Annotated in this window: 16 protein-coding genes; all 16 read left to right on the forward strand. The window is 52.3% G+C overall.

Features of this window, described 5'->3' with window-relative positions; all coding sequences use genetic code 11:
- Nucleotides 1-157 precede the first annotated feature (157 nt).
- Nucleotides 158-637: a Na+/H+ antiporter subunit E gene (locus tag ACLTD4_RS22680; protein ID WP_181988651.1), complete on the forward strand. Its 480-nt coding sequence runs from the start codon at nucleotides 158-160 to the stop codon at nucleotides 635-637.
- Nucleotides 625-984, forward strand: coding sequence for a monovalent cation/H+ antiporter complex subunit F (locus ACLTD4_RS22685; protein WP_117624191.1), 360 nt, complete (start codon nucleotides 625-627; stop codon nucleotides 982-984). The genes ACLTD4_RS22680 and ACLTD4_RS22685 overlap by 13 nt, the downstream gene beginning before the upstream one ends.
- Entirely contained in the window at nucleotides 981-1,355 is a 375-nt protein-coding gene (locus ACLTD4_RS22690; protein WP_055652590.1) for a cation:proton antiporter, read from the forward strand. Before ACLTD4_RS22685 ends, ACLTD4_RS22690 begins: the two co-directional genes overlap by 4 nt.
- Nucleotides 1,342-1,608 carry a hydrogenase subunit MbhD domain-containing protein gene (locus ACLTD4_RS22695; RefSeq protein WP_002604328.1) on the forward strand — a complete coding sequence of 89 codons (267 nt, stop codon included), beginning with the start codon at nucleotides 1,342-1,344 and terminating at the stop codon, nucleotides 1,606-1,608. The genes ACLTD4_RS22690 and ACLTD4_RS22695 overlap by 14 nt, the downstream gene beginning before the upstream one ends.
- Complete coding sequence (gene mbhE, locus ACLTD4_RS22700; RefSeq protein ID WP_117624190.1) at nucleotides 1,589-2,572, forward strand: hydrogen gas-evolving membrane-bound hydrogenase subunit E; 984 nt, start codon at nucleotides 1,589-1,591, stop codon at nucleotides 2,570-2,572. The genes ACLTD4_RS22695 and mbhE overlap by 20 nt, the downstream gene beginning before the upstream one ends.
- Nucleotide 2,573: 1 nt before the next feature.
- On the forward strand, nucleotides 2,574-2,951 hold the full coding sequence (locus ACLTD4_RS22705) for a sodium:proton antiporter (RefSeq protein ID WP_055652593.1): 378 nt from the start codon (nucleotides 2,574-2,576) through the stop codon (nucleotides 2,949-2,951).
- On the forward strand, nucleotides 2,948-4,192 hold the full coding sequence (locus ACLTD4_RS22710; protein WP_412331576.1) for a complex I subunit 5 family protein: 1,245 nt from the start codon (nucleotides 2,948-2,950) through the stop codon (nucleotides 4,190-4,192). Before ACLTD4_RS22705 ends, ACLTD4_RS22710 begins: the two co-directional genes overlap by 4 nt.
- Nucleotides 4,193-4,623: 431 nt before the next feature.
- Complete coding sequence (locus ACLTD4_RS22715) at nucleotides 4,624-6,117, forward strand: complex I subunit 5 family protein (protein ID WP_181988655.1); 1,494 nt, start codon at nucleotides 4,624-4,626, stop codon at nucleotides 6,115-6,117.
- A 13-nt stretch (nucleotides 6,118-6,130) separates the two neighbouring features.
- Entirely contained in the window at nucleotides 6,131-7,663 is a 1,533-nt protein-coding gene (locus tag ACLTD4_RS22720) for a complex I subunit 5 family protein (protein WP_117624187.1), read from the forward strand.
- Entirely contained in the window at nucleotides 7,660-9,756 is a 2,097-nt protein-coding gene (locus ACLTD4_RS22725) for a complex I subunit 5 family protein (RefSeq protein ID WP_412331577.1), read from the forward strand. Before ACLTD4_RS22720 ends, ACLTD4_RS22725 begins: the two co-directional genes overlap by 4 nt.
- Nucleotides 9,757-10,106: 350 nt before the next feature.
- A complete protein-coding gene (locus ACLTD4_RS22730; protein ID WP_117624185.1) occupies nucleotides 10,107-10,604 on the forward strand; it encodes a GNAT family N-acetyltransferase in 498 nt (165 codons plus the stop codon).
- Nucleotides 10,601-10,945: an arsenate reductase family protein gene (locus tag ACLTD4_RS22735; protein ID WP_025530385.1), complete on the forward strand. Its 345-nt coding sequence runs from the start codon at nucleotides 10,601-10,603 to the stop codon at nucleotides 10,943-10,945. Before ACLTD4_RS22730 ends, ACLTD4_RS22735 begins: the two co-directional genes overlap by 4 nt.
- A 57-nt stretch (nucleotides 10,946-11,002) precedes the next feature.
- On the forward strand, nucleotides 11,003-11,809 hold the full coding sequence (locus ACLTD4_RS22740) for a hypothetical protein (protein WP_412331578.1): 807 nt from the start codon (nucleotides 11,003-11,005) through the stop codon (nucleotides 11,807-11,809).
- A gap of 164 nt (nucleotides 11,810-11,973) precedes the next feature.
- Nucleotides 11,974-12,993 carry a UDP-glucose 4-epimerase GalE gene (galE, locus tag ACLTD4_RS22745; RefSeq protein ID WP_002604318.1) on the forward strand — a complete coding sequence of 340 codons (1,020 nt, stop codon included), beginning with the start codon at nucleotides 11,974-11,976 and terminating at the stop codon, nucleotides 12,991-12,993.
- A gap of 333 nt (nucleotides 12,994-13,326) precedes the next feature.
- Nucleotides 13,327-14,673 carry a putative DNA modification/repair radical SAM protein gene (locus tag ACLTD4_RS22750; protein ID WP_117624183.1) on the forward strand — a complete coding sequence of 449 codons (1,347 nt, stop codon included), beginning with the start codon at nucleotides 13,327-13,329 and terminating at the stop codon, nucleotides 14,671-14,673.
- 5 nt (nucleotides 14,674-14,678) lie between these two features.
- Nucleotides 14,679-15,274: TIGR03915 family putative DNA repair protein (locus ACLTD4_RS22755; RefSeq protein WP_412331579.1), on the forward strand; the 596-nt coding region annotated here is incomplete at its 3' end.

Here is a 15,274-nt window from a genome sequence, read left to right on the forward strand (position 1 = left end):
AAAATGATACAACCAAAAAGCTTTAAAAGAATGTAAAGTTCTGCCGTAATATCCGGATCTGCCGCCGCGGACCGAAACGTGCAGACATCCTTGTATTTCCCCCAAATGAGAGGTATAATACATAGTAAATCAAACTGGGCGGAAGGGGGATATGCCTGTGTTTCTTTTATTTTTTGCAGTGTGGATGATTTTAAACGGTAAAGTGACGGCGGAAATCTGTATCTTTGGCGTTTTGATTTCAGCCGCACTTTTTTATTTTATGTGCCGCTACATGGAATACAGCCTGAAAAAGGAGCTGCTGCTGTTTCGTCTGATCCCGCTGTTTATCCATTATTTCGGAGTTCTCGTGAAGGAGATCGTAAAGGCCAACGTGTGCGTGTTAAAGATCATCCTGTCGCCGGAACTTCAGCCGGAGCCGGCCTTCGTGTATTTTGACACGGATTTCAAAACGGGACTGGCGCGGGTTCTGCTGGCCAATTCCATTACGCTGACGCCGGGAACCATCACCGTATCCGTGGAGGACGACCGGTTCTGCGTGCACTGTCTGGATAAAGAACTGGCCGAGGGGATGGAGACTTCTATATTCGTAAAGCTGCTGAAGGAAATGGAGGACATGGAAGCAAAATGGACAAAATAGGACAGGCTTATGAGATGCTTTTAACCGGGGCAGCCCTGATTCTGGCAGTTCTGATGATCATCAGCATCATTCGTTCCGTTCTGGGGCCGAAGATCTCGGACCGGATTATCGCAGTCAATATGACAGGAACCATGGTGATCATGGTCATCGCCATCCTTTCCGTTTACCTGGATGAAAACTATTTGGTGGATGTGAGCCTGATCTATGCCATGATCAGCTTTTTAGGCGTTGTCGTTCTCTGCAAGGTATACACGGGAGTCTATCTGCAGAAGAAGAACCGGAAAGCTGATATAGGAGCGATCGAGGACAACGTAGGGATACAGGCGGAAGAGGAGGACTCACTATGACGTGGCAGTGGATCAGATTCGCACTTTCGGCCGCCTGTCTCGTGACGGGCCTTGTTTTTATGATACTGGCCGTATTTGGAGTAAACCGTTTTCACCGGGCGCTGAACCGGATGCATGCGGCGGCTATGGGAGACACGCTGGGGATTTTGTTCGTATTTGCGGGACTCATCCTGATTCGTGGATTTTCCATGGATTCTTTAAAATTATTCCTGGTTATCCTGTTTTTCTGGACTGCGGGTCCGGTATCCGGCCATATGATCAGCCGCCTGGAAGCCATGACCGACGAAAATCTCGGTGAGATCCTCGTGATCCGGAAGGGAAAAACCGATAAGAAACAGAAGGAGGAGGAAAAGGGCGATGAAACTCTTTGAAATCATTCTTTTAATCTGTCTGATCGTATGTGCGGTATCGGTTGCATTTACGAAGGATTTGCTGACATCCATCGTTATTTTCATGTCCTACAGCCTGATCATGTGTATCATATGGATTCTGCTTCAATCGCCCGACCTGGCTATTACCGAGGCGGCGGTGGGAGCGGGCGTGACCAGCATCCTCTTTTTCATTACGCTAAAGAAGATCAGAGCCATCCGAAAGGAGGACCGTGATGAGCAGGAAGAAGGATAATTACGAGAACAGCCTGTGGCTGAAATTCAAGAAATGGATCGACGGCGAGACGGACCTTCTCGCAGACGGAATGGAGATCCGCGTTCCGGAGAAAGACTCAAAGGTACTTTCGCAGGCGGCGCAGTCTGCACAGGTAGAGCTTACGGGATATGATCCGGCAAAGGCCGCCAGAATGCGCAAGAAGGAAGAACATGGCCTCCTCCTGTTTCACCGGTTCTATCAGGTCATGTCGGTTCTCCTGTGCCTGACGATCATTTTTGTCCTGCTCTGGACGATCGCCTATCTGCCGGTCTTTGGAAATGCAGGAAATCCGGACAACAATGAGGTGTCCGCCCGGTATATAGAAAAGGGAGTGGAGGAGACCGGCGCGCTCAACTACGTCACCGGTATGATTCTGGATTACCGCGCCTTCGATACATTTGGAGAGTCGTGCGTGCTGTTTATCGCTTCCTGCTGTGTCCTGGCGCTGCTCCGGATCGATGCGGTGAGCCGTGACGCACAGACGCGCAAACGGCTCGATGAGGCCAATGACCGGCTCTTTGAACCGAAGAACGATATCATTTTACAGAAATGCGCCTGCGTGCTGGTCCCTTTTATCATGATCTTCGGCATCTACATCATTTTAAACGGTCATCTGTCGCCCGGAGGCGGGTTTTCCGGAGGCGCGGTACTGGGATCGGGTCTGATCCTTTATTTAAATGCCTTCGGCTTCGAGAAGACGGAACGCTTCTTTACAGAGAAAGTGTACCGCAGAATTACACTCTGCGCGCTGACATTTTACTGCGTGGCGAAAAGCTATTCTTTCTTTACCGGCGCGAACCATTTAGAGAGCGGAATCCCTCTTGGAACTCCCGGGGCCATCTTAAGCAGCGGGCTGATTCTGCCTCTCAACATCTGCGTGGGTCTGGTTGTGGCGTGCACCATGTACGCATTTTACACGCTGTTCCGAAAAGGAGGGATGTGATATGGCAGTACACTTGCTGTTTAACATAGAAGAGACGGTGGCGGTGATTCTGTTTGGCGTGGGATTTACCATGCTGCTGCTTCATAAGAACTTAATCAAGAAGATTATGGGAATGAACATCATGGATACGGCGGTCTATCTATTCCTGGCGGCAAAGGGGTATATCCAGGGAAGAGCCGTTCCTATCGAGATGAACGGCATAAGAGAGGCGTCGGCTTACATCAATCCCGTACCCAGCGGCCTTGTCCTGACGGGCATCGTAGTATCGGTCAGTACGACGGCGCTGATGCTGGCGCTGACGATCCGCCTGTATGAGCGGTACGGTTCCCTGGATCTGGATGAGATTCTGACACAGGCGAAAGAGGAGGAAAAGACATGACTCTTGTTCAGAACTTTCCTTTTTTCTCCATCATCATCGCCATGTTTTCCGGTATTTTGTCGTGCGCCCTCTCTGGTAAAAAGGCCAGGAATTTAAGCCTGGCGGTTATTGCGGCTACGACGGTCATGTCGGCCGCCGTCCTTCGCTTCTGTATGGGGACAGGGGAGAGCTATACCTATATGATGGGACATTTTCCGGCACCCTGGGGAAATGAGATCAGGGCCGGCGTCTTAGAAGGCCTGACCGCCACCGTATTCGGCGTGGTCATGCTGCTGTCCGTCCTGGGAGGCATGGATCATACCGCGGAGGACGTGGAAGGGACAAAGCTGAACTTATTCTATGTAATGATCGATTTGATGCTCAGTTCGCTTCTGGCCCTTATCTATACGAACGATTTATTTACCGCCTATGTATTTGTGGAGATCAATACCATCGCAGGATGCGGCCTGATCATGATACGGCAGAAGGGCAGGAGCCTGTCGGCGGCGATCCGGTATATGATTATGAGCCAGCTGGGCTCGGGCCTGTTTTTAATCGGGCTCAGTATGCTTTACGATGTAACGGGCCATCTGCTGATGAGCCCGGCCAGGGCGGCAGTGGAGGCCATCGAGGCCGCGGGCAGCTATGAGATTCCCATGCTGGTAATTCTGGCGGTGATCAGCGTCGGACTGGCCATCAAGAGCGGACTGTATCCGTTTCATTACTGGATACCCGATACCTATGGCTATGCGACTCCGACGGCCAGCGCCATTCTGTCAGGACTCGTGTCCAAAGGGTATATTTTCCTGCTGATTAAGATATTCTACCGCGTGCTGGGAAGAGAAAATGTGGTGGCCAGCCGGATTGTCAACGTTCTGTTCGTTTTCGGCCTGGCCGGGATGCTTATGGGGTCCCTTCATGCGATTCTGGAAAAGGATACGAGGAGGATGATCGCCTATTCTTCCGTGGCTCAGATCGGCTATATTTACATGGGAATCGGCCTTGGAACGGAGGCCGGGATGGTGGCTGCGGTGTTCCACATGTTCACCCATTCGGCGACCAAGGCGCTGCTGTTTATCAGCGCGGTCGGGCTCTATGAGGTGTCCGGTAATAAAAAGGACTACAAGAGCCTGCGTGGAGCGGGATACCGGAACCCTCTGGCCGGAATCGGATTTTCCGTGGGAGCACTCTCCATGGTGGGATTTCCCATGCTGGCTTCATATCAAGCTGCTGTTTGCCACGCCCGGCCTCGAGTCCAATAAGATGATTATCACGCTGATTGTCTGGCCGTCAGCACGACGTTAAATACCATCTACTTTCTGCGTTCGTCATCACCCTGTACTCAGAGGGAGACCGAGCCAGAGGAGAGCGGTCCGCAGTCAGGAAAGTTCCTGGAAACTCAGGCTGGCCGTCCTGTGCTTCATCTTTCTGAACCTGATTCTGGGACTGAAACCCAGCCGATCGTTCAGGCGATTGCAGCCGGACTTTCAACGCTCGAATAAGCGTTACTCTATTGCTGTAAATCCTCCGCCTTAAATATGAAAATTTAGAAAGGAGAGTCCACTCAAAGAAAAATTACGCTGGCGAAGTTTGTACCGAAGGCTATTTCGGGAATTTACGACTGTGGAGTGTAAAGGAACTTGTGAGTAAGTTTCCTTATGTTTTGAGTGGCAGAAACCTTATGTACCAAGAGATGGATCAAAACGTGATATTGCTGCTTCCGGTTCTCATTCCGATTGCGGCAGGAATCCTGCTTCTGACGGTGAAACGGCTCAGAAGTAGCCGGAAAGCGATGCTGTGCCTGGTCGTGGCTGCGCTGACGGCGGGAGCGCTGTGCGCCTTCGCCGCGGTGGCGTCGGGAGGCGGGCTTACGCTCTGGAAGCTGACTGACACCATTACCATTGAATTACGGGTAGATGGGATCAGCAGGCTTTTTGCCGTGCTGACGGCGGTGGTCTGGCTTCTGGTAGGGATCTATTCCATAACCTATATGACCCATGAACGGGATGAACACCGGTTCTTCGGGTTTTACTTAATCGTCCTGGGAGTGCTGATCGGACTGGATTTTTCCGCCAATCTGGTGACCATGTACGTCTTTTACGAATTGATGACGCTGACATCGCTTCCCCTCGTTCTTCACGAACTCACAAAGGAGGCGGTTATGGCGGGACTCAAATACTTATTTTACTCTGTGGCGGGCGCTTTCCTGGCGCTGTTTGGGATCCTCTTTCTGGCCAGCATCTCCGGTACTCTGGCGTTTACTTCGGGAGGTGTGCTGGGAGGTGTGTCCCTTGACGGGAAGGAAGGAATCCTTCTGGCTGCGGTGTGCTGCATGCTGCTGGGCTTTGGAACGAAGGCCGGTATGTTTCCCATGCACGGATGGCTGCCTACAGCTCATCCGGTTGCTCCCGCGCCGGCCAGTGCCGTGCTGTCGGGCCTGATTACGAAATCGGGCGTACTGGCGGTAATCCGGGTGGTCTATTATATCGTTGGGCCGGAGCTTCTCCGCGGAACCTGGGTACAGACCATGTGGATTCTCCTGTCCCTGCTCACCGTATTTATGGGCTCCATGCTGGCTTATAAGGAACCGGTCTTAAAGAAACGGCTGGCGTATTCGACGGTCAGCCAGGTCTCCTATATTCTGTTCGGGCTGAGTCTTTTGGAGCCGACGGCATTTGTGGGGGCCTTATCCCATGTGGTGTTCCATTCCATGATCAAGAACGGACTCTTCCTGGCGGCCGGCGCCATCATATTTAAAACCGGATGGACCAGAGTGGAAGAGATGCGCGGTCTCGGCCGGGTGATGCCGGTGATGCTGGGCGGCTATACGGTTCTGTCCCTGGCGCTGATCGGAATTCCGCCCTGCAGCGGCTTTGTGAGCAAATGGTATCTGGCGTGCGGGGCTCTTGCCTCCGGAACGGGAGTGTGGACGATCGCGGGACCAGCCGTGCTGCTGATCAGTGCGCTGCTCACTGCCGGTTATCTGCTTCCTCTCACCATCCATGGGTTCTTCCCGGGGGAAGACTTTGATGAGAGTGAATTAAAGGCAAGAGGGCTTATAGGACGGGAACCGTCGCTCTGCATGATGGTACCGATACTGATATTTACGGCGGGGGCCCTGCTTTTCGGCTGCTTCCCGGGCCGGTTCCTGGCTATGCTGGAATCCATTGCCGCGGCCGTACTTTGACGGAGGAATGCGTATGAACGGAATCTTACTGGCGGTGCCGGCGCTCCTTCCGATCGTGGGAGGTACGGCGATTCTCGCCTCCGGATATGGGGCCGGGGATGAGAGAACATACAGACATCTGGAAATTGTCGTGGAAGGACTGGTGCTTTTAAACAGCCTGCTGGTGGCCCTGCTGATCGCCGGCAGAAGCGGCATGGATAATGGTCTGGTGCTCTTTAAGCTCTACGGGAATCTGACGGTCCGGTTTAAGCTGGACCGCATGGGCTCGGTATTCGCGGGCCTGGTGGCGTTTCTGTGGCCTCTGGCAACGCTTTATTCATTTGAATATATGAGGCATGAAAAGAGGCGGGCCTCCTTTTTTGCCTATTATCTGATGACGTATGGGGTGACGATCGGAATTGCGTTCTCAGGCAACTTAGTCACCATGTATCTGTTTTATGAGCTGCTGACGCTGGTCACCTTCCCTCTGGTGCTCCATCCCATGACAAAGGAAGCCATGCGGGCGAGCCGCAAATACCTCTATTACTCCATCGGTGGCGCGGCGTTCGCCTTTATTGGCCTGATTTTCGTGCTGAAATATTCAGCCACGGGAACCACGGAATTTGTTCCGGGCGGCGTCCTGTCCCTGACTGCGGCTGAAGGCGACCGTGGAACGCTGCTGTTCGTCTATATCCTTGCGTTCTTCGGCTTCGGAGTCAAGGCGGCCGTATTTCCATGCCACGGATGGCTTCCGAAGGCCACCGTGGCGCCTACGCCGGTGACAGCCCTGCTGCACGCGGTGGCTGTGGTGAAATCCGGTGCGTTTGCCATACTGCGATTCACTTATTTCAGCTATGGAACGGAATTCCTGCGGGGAAGCGAGGCACAGTGGGTGGTCATGGCCGCAGCCATGGTGACGATTATCTTCGGCTCTACCATGGCAGTCAAGGAGATTCACTGGAAACGCCGTCTGGCGTATTCCACGATCAGCAACCTGTCGTATATTCTGCTGGGAGCGTCGATGATGAGTCCTCTGGGTCTGGCTGCCGCCTTAAGCCACATGGTCTTTCACGCATTTATGAAGATCTGTTCCTTCTTCTGCGCGGGAGCTGTGATGCATCAGACCGGAAAGACATACGTCTATGAAGTGGACGGCCTGGCGAAGAAGATGCCGCTGACGTTCGGCTGTCTGACTGTGGCCAGCCTTTCCCTCATGGGGATCCCTCTGTTTGCCGGTTTTATCAGCAAATGGAACATTGCGGAAGCGGCCTTCGCCTGCGGCAGTCTCGCTCTGGCAGGCGGCAGCAGAATGGGAATTCTCCCGTATCTGGGAACGGCTGTGATCCTTTATTCGGCCCTGATGACCGGTGTCTATATGCTTACTGTGCTGGTGCGGGCGTATTTTCCAAAGGCTGCGGCCGCCGCGGTAAAAGAGGAACCGTACACCGATCCCAACTGGATGATGATGGTGCCGCTTCTGATCTTCGCGGCCGCAGTGCTGGTGTTTGGCCTGTATTCCGGGCCTCTGATGGAGTTGCTTACGGCGATAGGAGGTGAGGCCGGATGAAGACCCTGTTTGATGTGGCGATACCCGGATTCTGTGGGCTGGGACTGCATTTTAAGCTGGACGGCTTCCGTCTGGTCTATTCCTGTATCGCTGTATTGATGTGGGCCGCCAGCGGTGCATTTTCCCTGGAATACATGGCTCACTATGAGAAACGCCGGAAATACTACGTGTTTTTATGGGTGACATTTTTTGCCACCGTGGGAGTGTTTCTGTCTGCGGATTTGTATACCACCTTTATTTTCTTCGAAATCATGTCCTTTACGTCGTATGTCTGGGTGGCATTCGACGAGAAGAAGGAGAGCCTTAAGGCGGCGGAAACCTATCTGGCTGTGGCGGTCATCGGCGGCCTTGCCATGCTCATGGGGCTGTTCCTTCTCTATGACCTGACGGGGACCCTGGATATGGATCTGATCGGTCCGGCGGCGCGGGCAGCCCTGGAGAACGGCGGCGGTTACCTTTCGCCTGCCGCACAGCTTTATACTGCGGGGGGACTGCTTCTATTCGGTTTTGGAGCCAAGGCGGGCTGCTTTCCGCTCCATATCTGGCTTCCCAAGGCCCATCCGGTGGCACCGGCACCGGCCAGCGCGCTGTTGTCTGGAATACTGACGAAGGCCGGCGTATTCGGAATCATTGTGATTACCGGGGGGCTGTTCTTTTCCGATGGAAACTGGGGGCTTCTCCTCACCGTGCTGGGGCTTGTGACCATGTTTATGGGGGCGCTTCTGGCGCTGCTGTCTGTAAATTTAAAGAGGACGCTGGCGTGTTCGTCCATCTCTCAGATCGGATTCATTTTAACGGGAATCGGCTTGGCAGTTCTTCTTTCCAGCGTGGGAGAAGAAAATGGTCTGGCGGTGCGGGGCACATTTTTACACATGGTCAACCATTCGCTGTTCAAACTGGTGCTCTTTCTCTGCGCCGGGGCGGTGTATATGAATCTGCATAAGCTGAATTTAAATGATATCCGCGGTTTCGGCAGGAAGAAGCCGGCACTTGGCTTCAGTTTCCTCATGGGAAGCCTGGGAATTGGTGGAATCCCGCTGTGGAGCGGTTATGTGAGCAAGACGCTGCTCCATGAGAGCATGGTGGAGTATGCGAAAGCCGTGGGAGAGGGGGCCACCGTTTTGGTGAATCCGGGAATGGCTTCTGCCTCCGCCGGAATGCCTGGCATCGTCACATCGCTTCTGCTGAATCCGGGACTCTGGAAAGCGGCGGAATGGGTGTTTCTTCTGACGGGAGGAATGACCGTGGCTTATATGCTGAAGCTGTTTATCGCACTATTTGTGGAAAAACATCCGACCGAGCAGGCGAAGTATGACGCGATGTCCACATCCTGCATGAACCCTCTCAGCCGTTTCGTGCTGGTGGGCTGTTCGGCGCTCATTCCACTTCTGGGCATGACACCGTATCTGACCATGGACCGGATCGCTGGTGCAGGCGAACCCTTTTTTCAGGGAGATGAGATGGTTCATTCCGTGGCTTATTTTTCTCTGGGAAATCTAAAGGGCGGAGTCATTTCCATTGGAATCGGCATCGTGCTCTATGCCGTCGTCGTACGTTTGCTATTGATGAAAAAGGATGAACGGGGCACAGTTATTTATGCAGACCGCCTGCCGTCCTGGCTTGATCTGGAGAATCTGGTCTACCGGCCGCTTCTTCTGCATGTTTTGCCTGGAATCTGCGGTACGGTATGCGCCTTGGTCGACCGGTATCTCGTCTCCACGGTGGTGACTGTATTTCTGGCGGTATCCTCCGTAGTCTGCCGGGCCATGGATTCATTCGTCGACGGCCTGATTCTGCTTGCGAGAAAGACGACTCACCGACAGCTGCCGGGAACCGTAAAAATAAGGGAAAATGACAGACTCGCCTACATCCTTGGAGGTATGGCGGATGAAATAGCGGCATGGAAAGGCCGGCGGGGAAGGAACATCAAAACGGACCGTACGTCTGCAATTCCACGTTTTATAGAGGCGGAGGAGGAGCTGAAACGGACCGGAAAGCTGGTCGAAGAAAGCTTTTCCTTTGGCCTGATGCTGTTCTGTATCGGGCTTTGCCTGACACTGGGATATTTACTGGCAGTCTTCCTTATGGGATAGACTGCCTGGAACCGGAAGCCTCAAAATAGAATGTTCCCGCCGGCTTGGCTGAACCGCTTGTGCGGAGATTCAAAGCGGCGGGGATTTTTTGTGCAATAAAAAAGTGTTCCTGTTACACAAAAAGCCCTCCGGGCAGAAGGCGCACTTCGTGCTGAGGAGGTTTGGCTGCTGAAGCAGCCGCGCTCCGGCGCAAGAATTCGGATCACCGGGCTTTTGGAGGCAGAACAGCAGGAGAATGTCGGGCTGTGCGGGAAATGCTGGATGGGGTCTTTCGCAATTTTTGTGTTTATGGTATGATGAATGCTTAAATACGAAACACTGGAGATACAGGATGGAGGAAAAGGAAATTGATGATAGAGACAGAACGGCTTCAGTTGATTCCGCTGACACCGGATCAACTAAGGCTTTGGGTTACTGATATGGCAGAGCTGGAGTCGGAACTCGGTGTTGTCTATGATGCTGAGCCGATGGAAGGTATTTTCCTGAAAATTGTGGAAGGGCAGTGCGGGATAACCGAGAAGGATGAGGCGCATTACGTATACCACACCTTCTGGTTCCTGGTGCGCAGGGAAGACCGTGTGGTCGTAGGATCCGCAGATTTTAAAAACGTACCGGATCCGGAAGGCCTGGTGGAGATCGGTTACGGCCTGGGACTGAAATATGAGCACAAGGGTTATATGACGGAAGCGGTCGGAGCCATGTGCCGGTGGGCGCTGGAGCAGGAAGAGGTGCGCGCAGTGATCGCGGAGACCGAGCCGGACGGACTGGCCTCCATACGTGTACTGGGCAGATGCGGCTTTAAGAAGTGGAAGACAGAGGAAAATTTGTGGTGGAGGCTTGACGGATGAACATACAGATATTCGGAAAAAAGAAGTGTTTTGATACGAAGAAGGCAGAGCGGTATTTTAAGGAACGGAATATCCGCGTTCAGATGATCGATATGGCGGAAAAGGGCATGAGCAAAGGAGAGTTTACCAATGTAAAGCAGGCGGTTGGAGGCGTGGAAGCGCTGATCGACGAAAACTGCAAAGACAAGGATCTGCTGGCTCTCTTAAAGTATCTGTCACCTGAGGACCGGGAGGAAAAGCTTCTGCTGAATCCCCAGGTTATAAAGACTCCCGTGGTTCGGAATGGGAAAAAGGCGACTGTGGGATACCGGCCGGAGATATGGAAAGAATGGGACGAGTAGTCCGTTCTTCAGGTACGATACAAGGCGTATTTACGCCCTGGGAAAGTGAGGAAATGTATGACAGGTATGAACAGGCCCAGGACGGCCCTTATAGCCGCGGCTCTTGTGTGCGTTCTTGCGTCAGGCGGCTGCGCCTCCGGACACGCGGCACAGGAGAATGGACCAACAGGAGGACAGACGGCCCCGACTTCTGCGAAAAGCAGCCAGGAGGAGAATGCGGAGACAACCTCATCCGGCATTCAGGAAGAGACCTCTCCGTCAGACAAAGAGATGTCGGCAGAACCGGTGAATCATGTAAATGGCAGCAGCGAAAATGGTGCCGCGGAGGCTGAAAGCCGGACGTCACTGGACTCTCTGAAGCTGCAGGAAACCGTCTTAAAAGGGATGGTCTGGACTGCATCGGAGAAGCGGATGGTCTATAATACGGCTGATAATTCGTTTGCGTGGTGGTGTCTCTACGGCATCGCGGGGACCGGAGCAGCGCAGGGAGAGACGGAAGTTTCCGTGAAGACGGGAAAGCTGAAGGAGTATATGTCCGTCCTTTTTGAAGGAAAAACAGAGCTGCCTGCCATACCGGAATCCATGGCCGGATTTATCGTGCCCGACGAAAAGGATGACGCTGTCATATTTCACATAGAAGGAGCATTTGACGGCAGCTTTACTTTTTCGGAGCCGGAACCTGTCGATGAGAACCATGTGAAGATTACGGGAACTTGGAAGACAGAGGAAACAGATCCGCCGGCTATCCAGTTTTATCTGGTAAACAGAGCAGGGGACGATTATCCCTACACGGTCCAGTATATGGAGATGGAGGGATACGTCTGCAATGATATCCTGGAAGGAGACCGCGTCTTCGAGCCATAAAGACAGCAGTACCGCGGGCGGCAGTCTTCCGGCCGGGAGAGAGCCGCACACGTTTGCATTTTAAAAATAGAAAAAATCTATAGGTTTTTCAAAGAAATCTGCATTGTTATTCCGGTTCAGACTGCTATAATAACCGTAGACAATTTTAGAAGGAGGACATGACAATGGCAATTTTAGTTACTGGCGGAGCCGGATACATCGGAAGCCACACCTGCGTGGAGCTTTTAAAGGCAGGCTATGAGGTGGTAGTAGTGGATAATCTCTGTAATTCCTGTGAGGAATCCATGGAACGTGTACAGGAGATTACGGGAAAGACGCTTGCATTCTACGAGGCTGATCTGCTGGACAAAGCAGCGTTAAGCCGTATTTTTAAGGAGCAGAAGATCGACGCGGTGATCCATTTCGCAGGCCTTAAGGCAGTGGGAGAATCTGTTTACAAACCGCTGGAATACTATCACAACAATATTACCGGTACACTCGTGCTCTGTGATGTCATGCGCGAACACGGCGTAAAAAGCATTGTATTCAGTTCCTCCGCGACCGTATATGGTGATCCTGCATTTGTTCCGATCACGGAAGAGTGCCCGAAGGGAGAGATCACCAATCCATATGGCCGGACAAAGGGAATGCTGGAGCAGATTCTGACCGATTTACATACGGCCGATCCGGAGTGGAATGTCATGCTTCTGCGCTATTTCAATCCGATCGGAGCTCATGAATCGGGAAGAATCGGTGAGAACCCGAAGGGAATTCCGAACAATCTGCTTCCATATATCACCCAGGTTGCAGTCGGCAAGCTGGAATCTCTCGGTGTCTTCGGAAATGATTACGATACCCCGGATGGAACGTGTGTCAGGGATTATATTCACGTTGTGGATCTGGCGGATGGCCACGTAAAGGCGCTTAAGAAGATGGAAGGCGAAAAGGGCGGCGTATTGATCTACAACCTGGGAACCGGCTGCGGATACAGCGTTCTCGACGTTATTCATGCCTTTGAGGAAGCCAATGATTTAAAGGTTCCTTACGAGTTCAAGCCGAGGAGAGCGGGCGATGTACCTCAGTGCTACGCCGATCCGGCAAAGGCAGAACGCGAGCTGGGCTGGAAGGCGGAACGCGATTTAAAGGACATGTGCCGTGATTCCTGGAACTGGCAGAAGAATAATCCGGAAGGATATGCGGAATAAAAGGAAATACTGTGATGTTATGAAGTAATGGAAAATACAACCGCTTATGCGGTGTGGACGGCTCTCCGGCGCTGGAATTCAGGCGCCGGAGGAAGCCGTTTTTTTTGTTTTGTGTAACGGGATAGAAAGCGATACGAAGATAGAAAATAAAGATAAAAGAATAACATAGAGTACAAATAAATAATGATTCGTACAAATGATCTGTATAACGCCGTTTCCCAAAATCTCCTGAGCCTGTTTAAATTATTGCCCGAACATATATTCGAAAATACTTGATATATTCTTTACAGTATGCTAAAATAAAAGAAAAAGAACATATGTTCGAGGTGACCTATGCTGATTCAGGAAGATTTAAGTATACAGGAAAAACTGGAGATCCTTTCCGACGCTGCCAAATACGATGTGGCCTGCACCTCCAGCGGCGTTGACAGAAAAGGTAAGGCAGGGATGCTTGGCAACACGGTTGCAGCCGGACTCTGTCACAGCTTTGCGGGAGACGGAAGATGCATCTCCCTTTTGAAGATACTCTTCACCAACCAGTGCATCTATGACTGCAAATATTGTATCAACCGCTGTTCCAATGACGTGGTAAGGACCGCATTTACACCGGACGAGGTCTGTACATTGACCATGGAGTTTTACAGGCGGAATTATATTGAGGGGCTGTTTTTGAGTTCCGGAATTTTATACAGCGCGGATTACACCATGGATTTGATTTACCAGACCTTAAAGAAGCTGAGAGAGGTATACCGCTTTAATGGCTATATCCACGTAAAGGCAATTCCGGGGGCCGACCCGGTTTTAATTGAAAAAGTAGGATTTCTGGCAGACCGAATGAGCATAAACCTGGAGCTGCCGACCGCGGAAGGCTTAAAAAAGCTGGCTCCCGGAAAGAGCAGAAGCAAGATACTGACTCCCATGAGACAGATTCAGCGTGGCATAACCGCGAATAAGTTCGAACTGATGGAATATAAAAGGACGCCCTCCTTCGTGCCTGCGGGACAGAGTACACAGATGATCGTGGGCGCGACGCCGGAAAATGATTATCAGATGATGATGGTGGCGGAGGCGCTCTATCAGAACTATGATTTAAAGCGGGTTTTCTATTCCGCCTTCGTCCCGGTCAACGAGGATTCCAGCCTTCCGGCACTTCCGGGCGGACCGCCGCTTCTGCGGGAACACCGGCTCTATCAGGCGGACTGGCTCCTGCGGTTTTACGGCTTTAAGGCATCGGAGCTTTTGACAGAGGACCGGCCGAATTTCAATGTGTTTCTGGATCCCAAGTGTGACTGGGCGCTCCGCCATTTGGAACTGTTTCCGGTAGAGATCAACCGTGCCGATTACTATACGCTTTTGCGGGTACCGGGAATGGGAGTGAAATCCGTAAAACGAATCATTGCGGCCAGAAGGCAGGGCCTGCTGGACTTCGAATCCTTAAAGAAGATGGGGGTCGTACTGAAGAGAGCCATGTATTTTATTACGTGTTCCGGCCGGATGATGTATCCGACCAGGATGGATGAGGATTACATTACCAGCCACTTAGTCGGGGATGAGCGCCGTGCAGTATGGGATATCAGCCAGCAGGGGGCTTACCGCCAGCTGTCGCTGTTCGATGATATGAAGCTTAATATGGCCCCGGCCCCGGTGGACCGGTATTCAGTAGTAACAGGGAGTATGTGAGTGATATGACGGTTTATACGTGTAAAGATAGCTTTGAAGGGATTTTAACCGGTGTGTATGACGCATGGATGAGCCGGAAGGGCCATTCCAATGTGAGACTGGAGACGGCGGGCCAATACAGTACCATGGAACTGTTCTGTGATTACATTGACGTCATACCCGACGAGGAAAAGGTGGAAAAGGTGATCCGGTCGGTGCGGACCAGAATATCGGAAGCAGCGTATGAAGCCATCTACAAGGCCTCCTTGAGCCGGAACGGAGAGAAGGCGGATCATATCTACCGTTTCCTGATCCGGGGGTTCCAGAAGGGAGCAGGCATCACCCAGAGCCTCCAGCTGCCCGAGGTATTCCAGATATTCGATATGTGCCGGAATCTTGACAACGAGGCGCATCTGGAGACGGAGTTTCTGCGGTTTATCCAGATGGATGAGGACATGCTGGTCAGCCGGATCGGTCCAAAGAATGATGTGCTGGTCTTAATCGCCCCTCATTTTGCAGACCGCATGCCGGCGGAGAACTGGATTATCTACGACGAGAAAAGAAAGAAGGCCGCCCTTCATCAGGCCGGACGGCCGTGGTTTCTTATGGATCTGGATTCCAG

The organism is Hungatella sp. (assembly GCF_046966825.1).

Bases quoted from the DNA above. Each gene is read 5' to 3' on its own strand.
- ACLTD4_RS22685 (WP_117624191.1), top strand. From the start codon at position 625: ATGGACAAAATAGGACAGGCTTATGAGATGCTTTTAACCGGGGCAGCC.
- ACLTD4_RS22690 (WP_055652590.1), top strand. From the start codon at position 981: ATGACGTGGCAGTGGATCAGATTCGCACTTTCGGCCGCCTGTCTCGTG.
- ACLTD4_RS22695 (WP_002604328.1), top strand. From the start codon at position 1,342: ATGAAACTCTTTGAAATCATTCTTTTAATCTGTCTGATCGTATGTGCG.
- mbhE (WP_117624190.1), top strand. From the start codon at position 1,589: ATGAGCAGGAAGAAGGATAATTACGAGAACAGCCTGTGGCTGAAATTC.
- ACLTD4_RS22705 (WP_055652593.1), top strand. From the start codon at position 2,574: ATGGCAGTACACTTGCTGTTTAACATAGAAGAGACGGTGGCGGTGATT.
- ACLTD4_RS22710 (WP_412331576.1), top strand. From the start codon at position 2,948: ATGACTCTTGTTCAGAACTTTCCTTTTTTCTCCATCATCATCGCCATG.
- ACLTD4_RS22715 (WP_181988655.1), top strand. From the start codon at position 4,624: ATGGATCAAAACGTGATATTGCTGCTTCCGGTTCTCATTCCGATTGCG.
- ACLTD4_RS22720 (WP_117624187.1), top strand. From the start codon at position 6,131: ATGAACGGAATCTTACTGGCGGTGCCGGCGCTCCTTCCGATCGTGGGA.
- ACLTD4_RS22725 (WP_412331577.1), top strand. From the start codon at position 7,660: ATGAAGACCCTGTTTGATGTGGCGATACCCGGATTCTGTGGGCTGGGA.
- ACLTD4_RS22730 (WP_117624185.1), top strand. From the start codon at position 10,107: ATGATAGAGACAGAACGGCTTCAGTTGATTCCGCTGACACCGGATCAA.
- ACLTD4_RS22735 (WP_025530385.1), top strand. From the start codon at position 10,601: ATGAACATACAGATATTCGGAAAAAAGAAGTGTTTTGATACGAAGAAG.
- ACLTD4_RS22740 (WP_412331578.1), top strand. From the start codon at position 11,003: ATGACAGGTATGAACAGGCCCAGGACGGCCCTTATAGCCGCGGCTCTT.
- galE (WP_002604318.1), top strand. From the start codon at position 11,974: ATGGCAATTTTAGTTACTGGCGGAGCCGGATACATCGGAAGCCACACC.
- ACLTD4_RS22750 (WP_117624183.1), top strand. From the start codon at position 13,327: ATGCTGATTCAGGAAGATTTAAGTATACAGGAAAAACTGGAGATCCTT.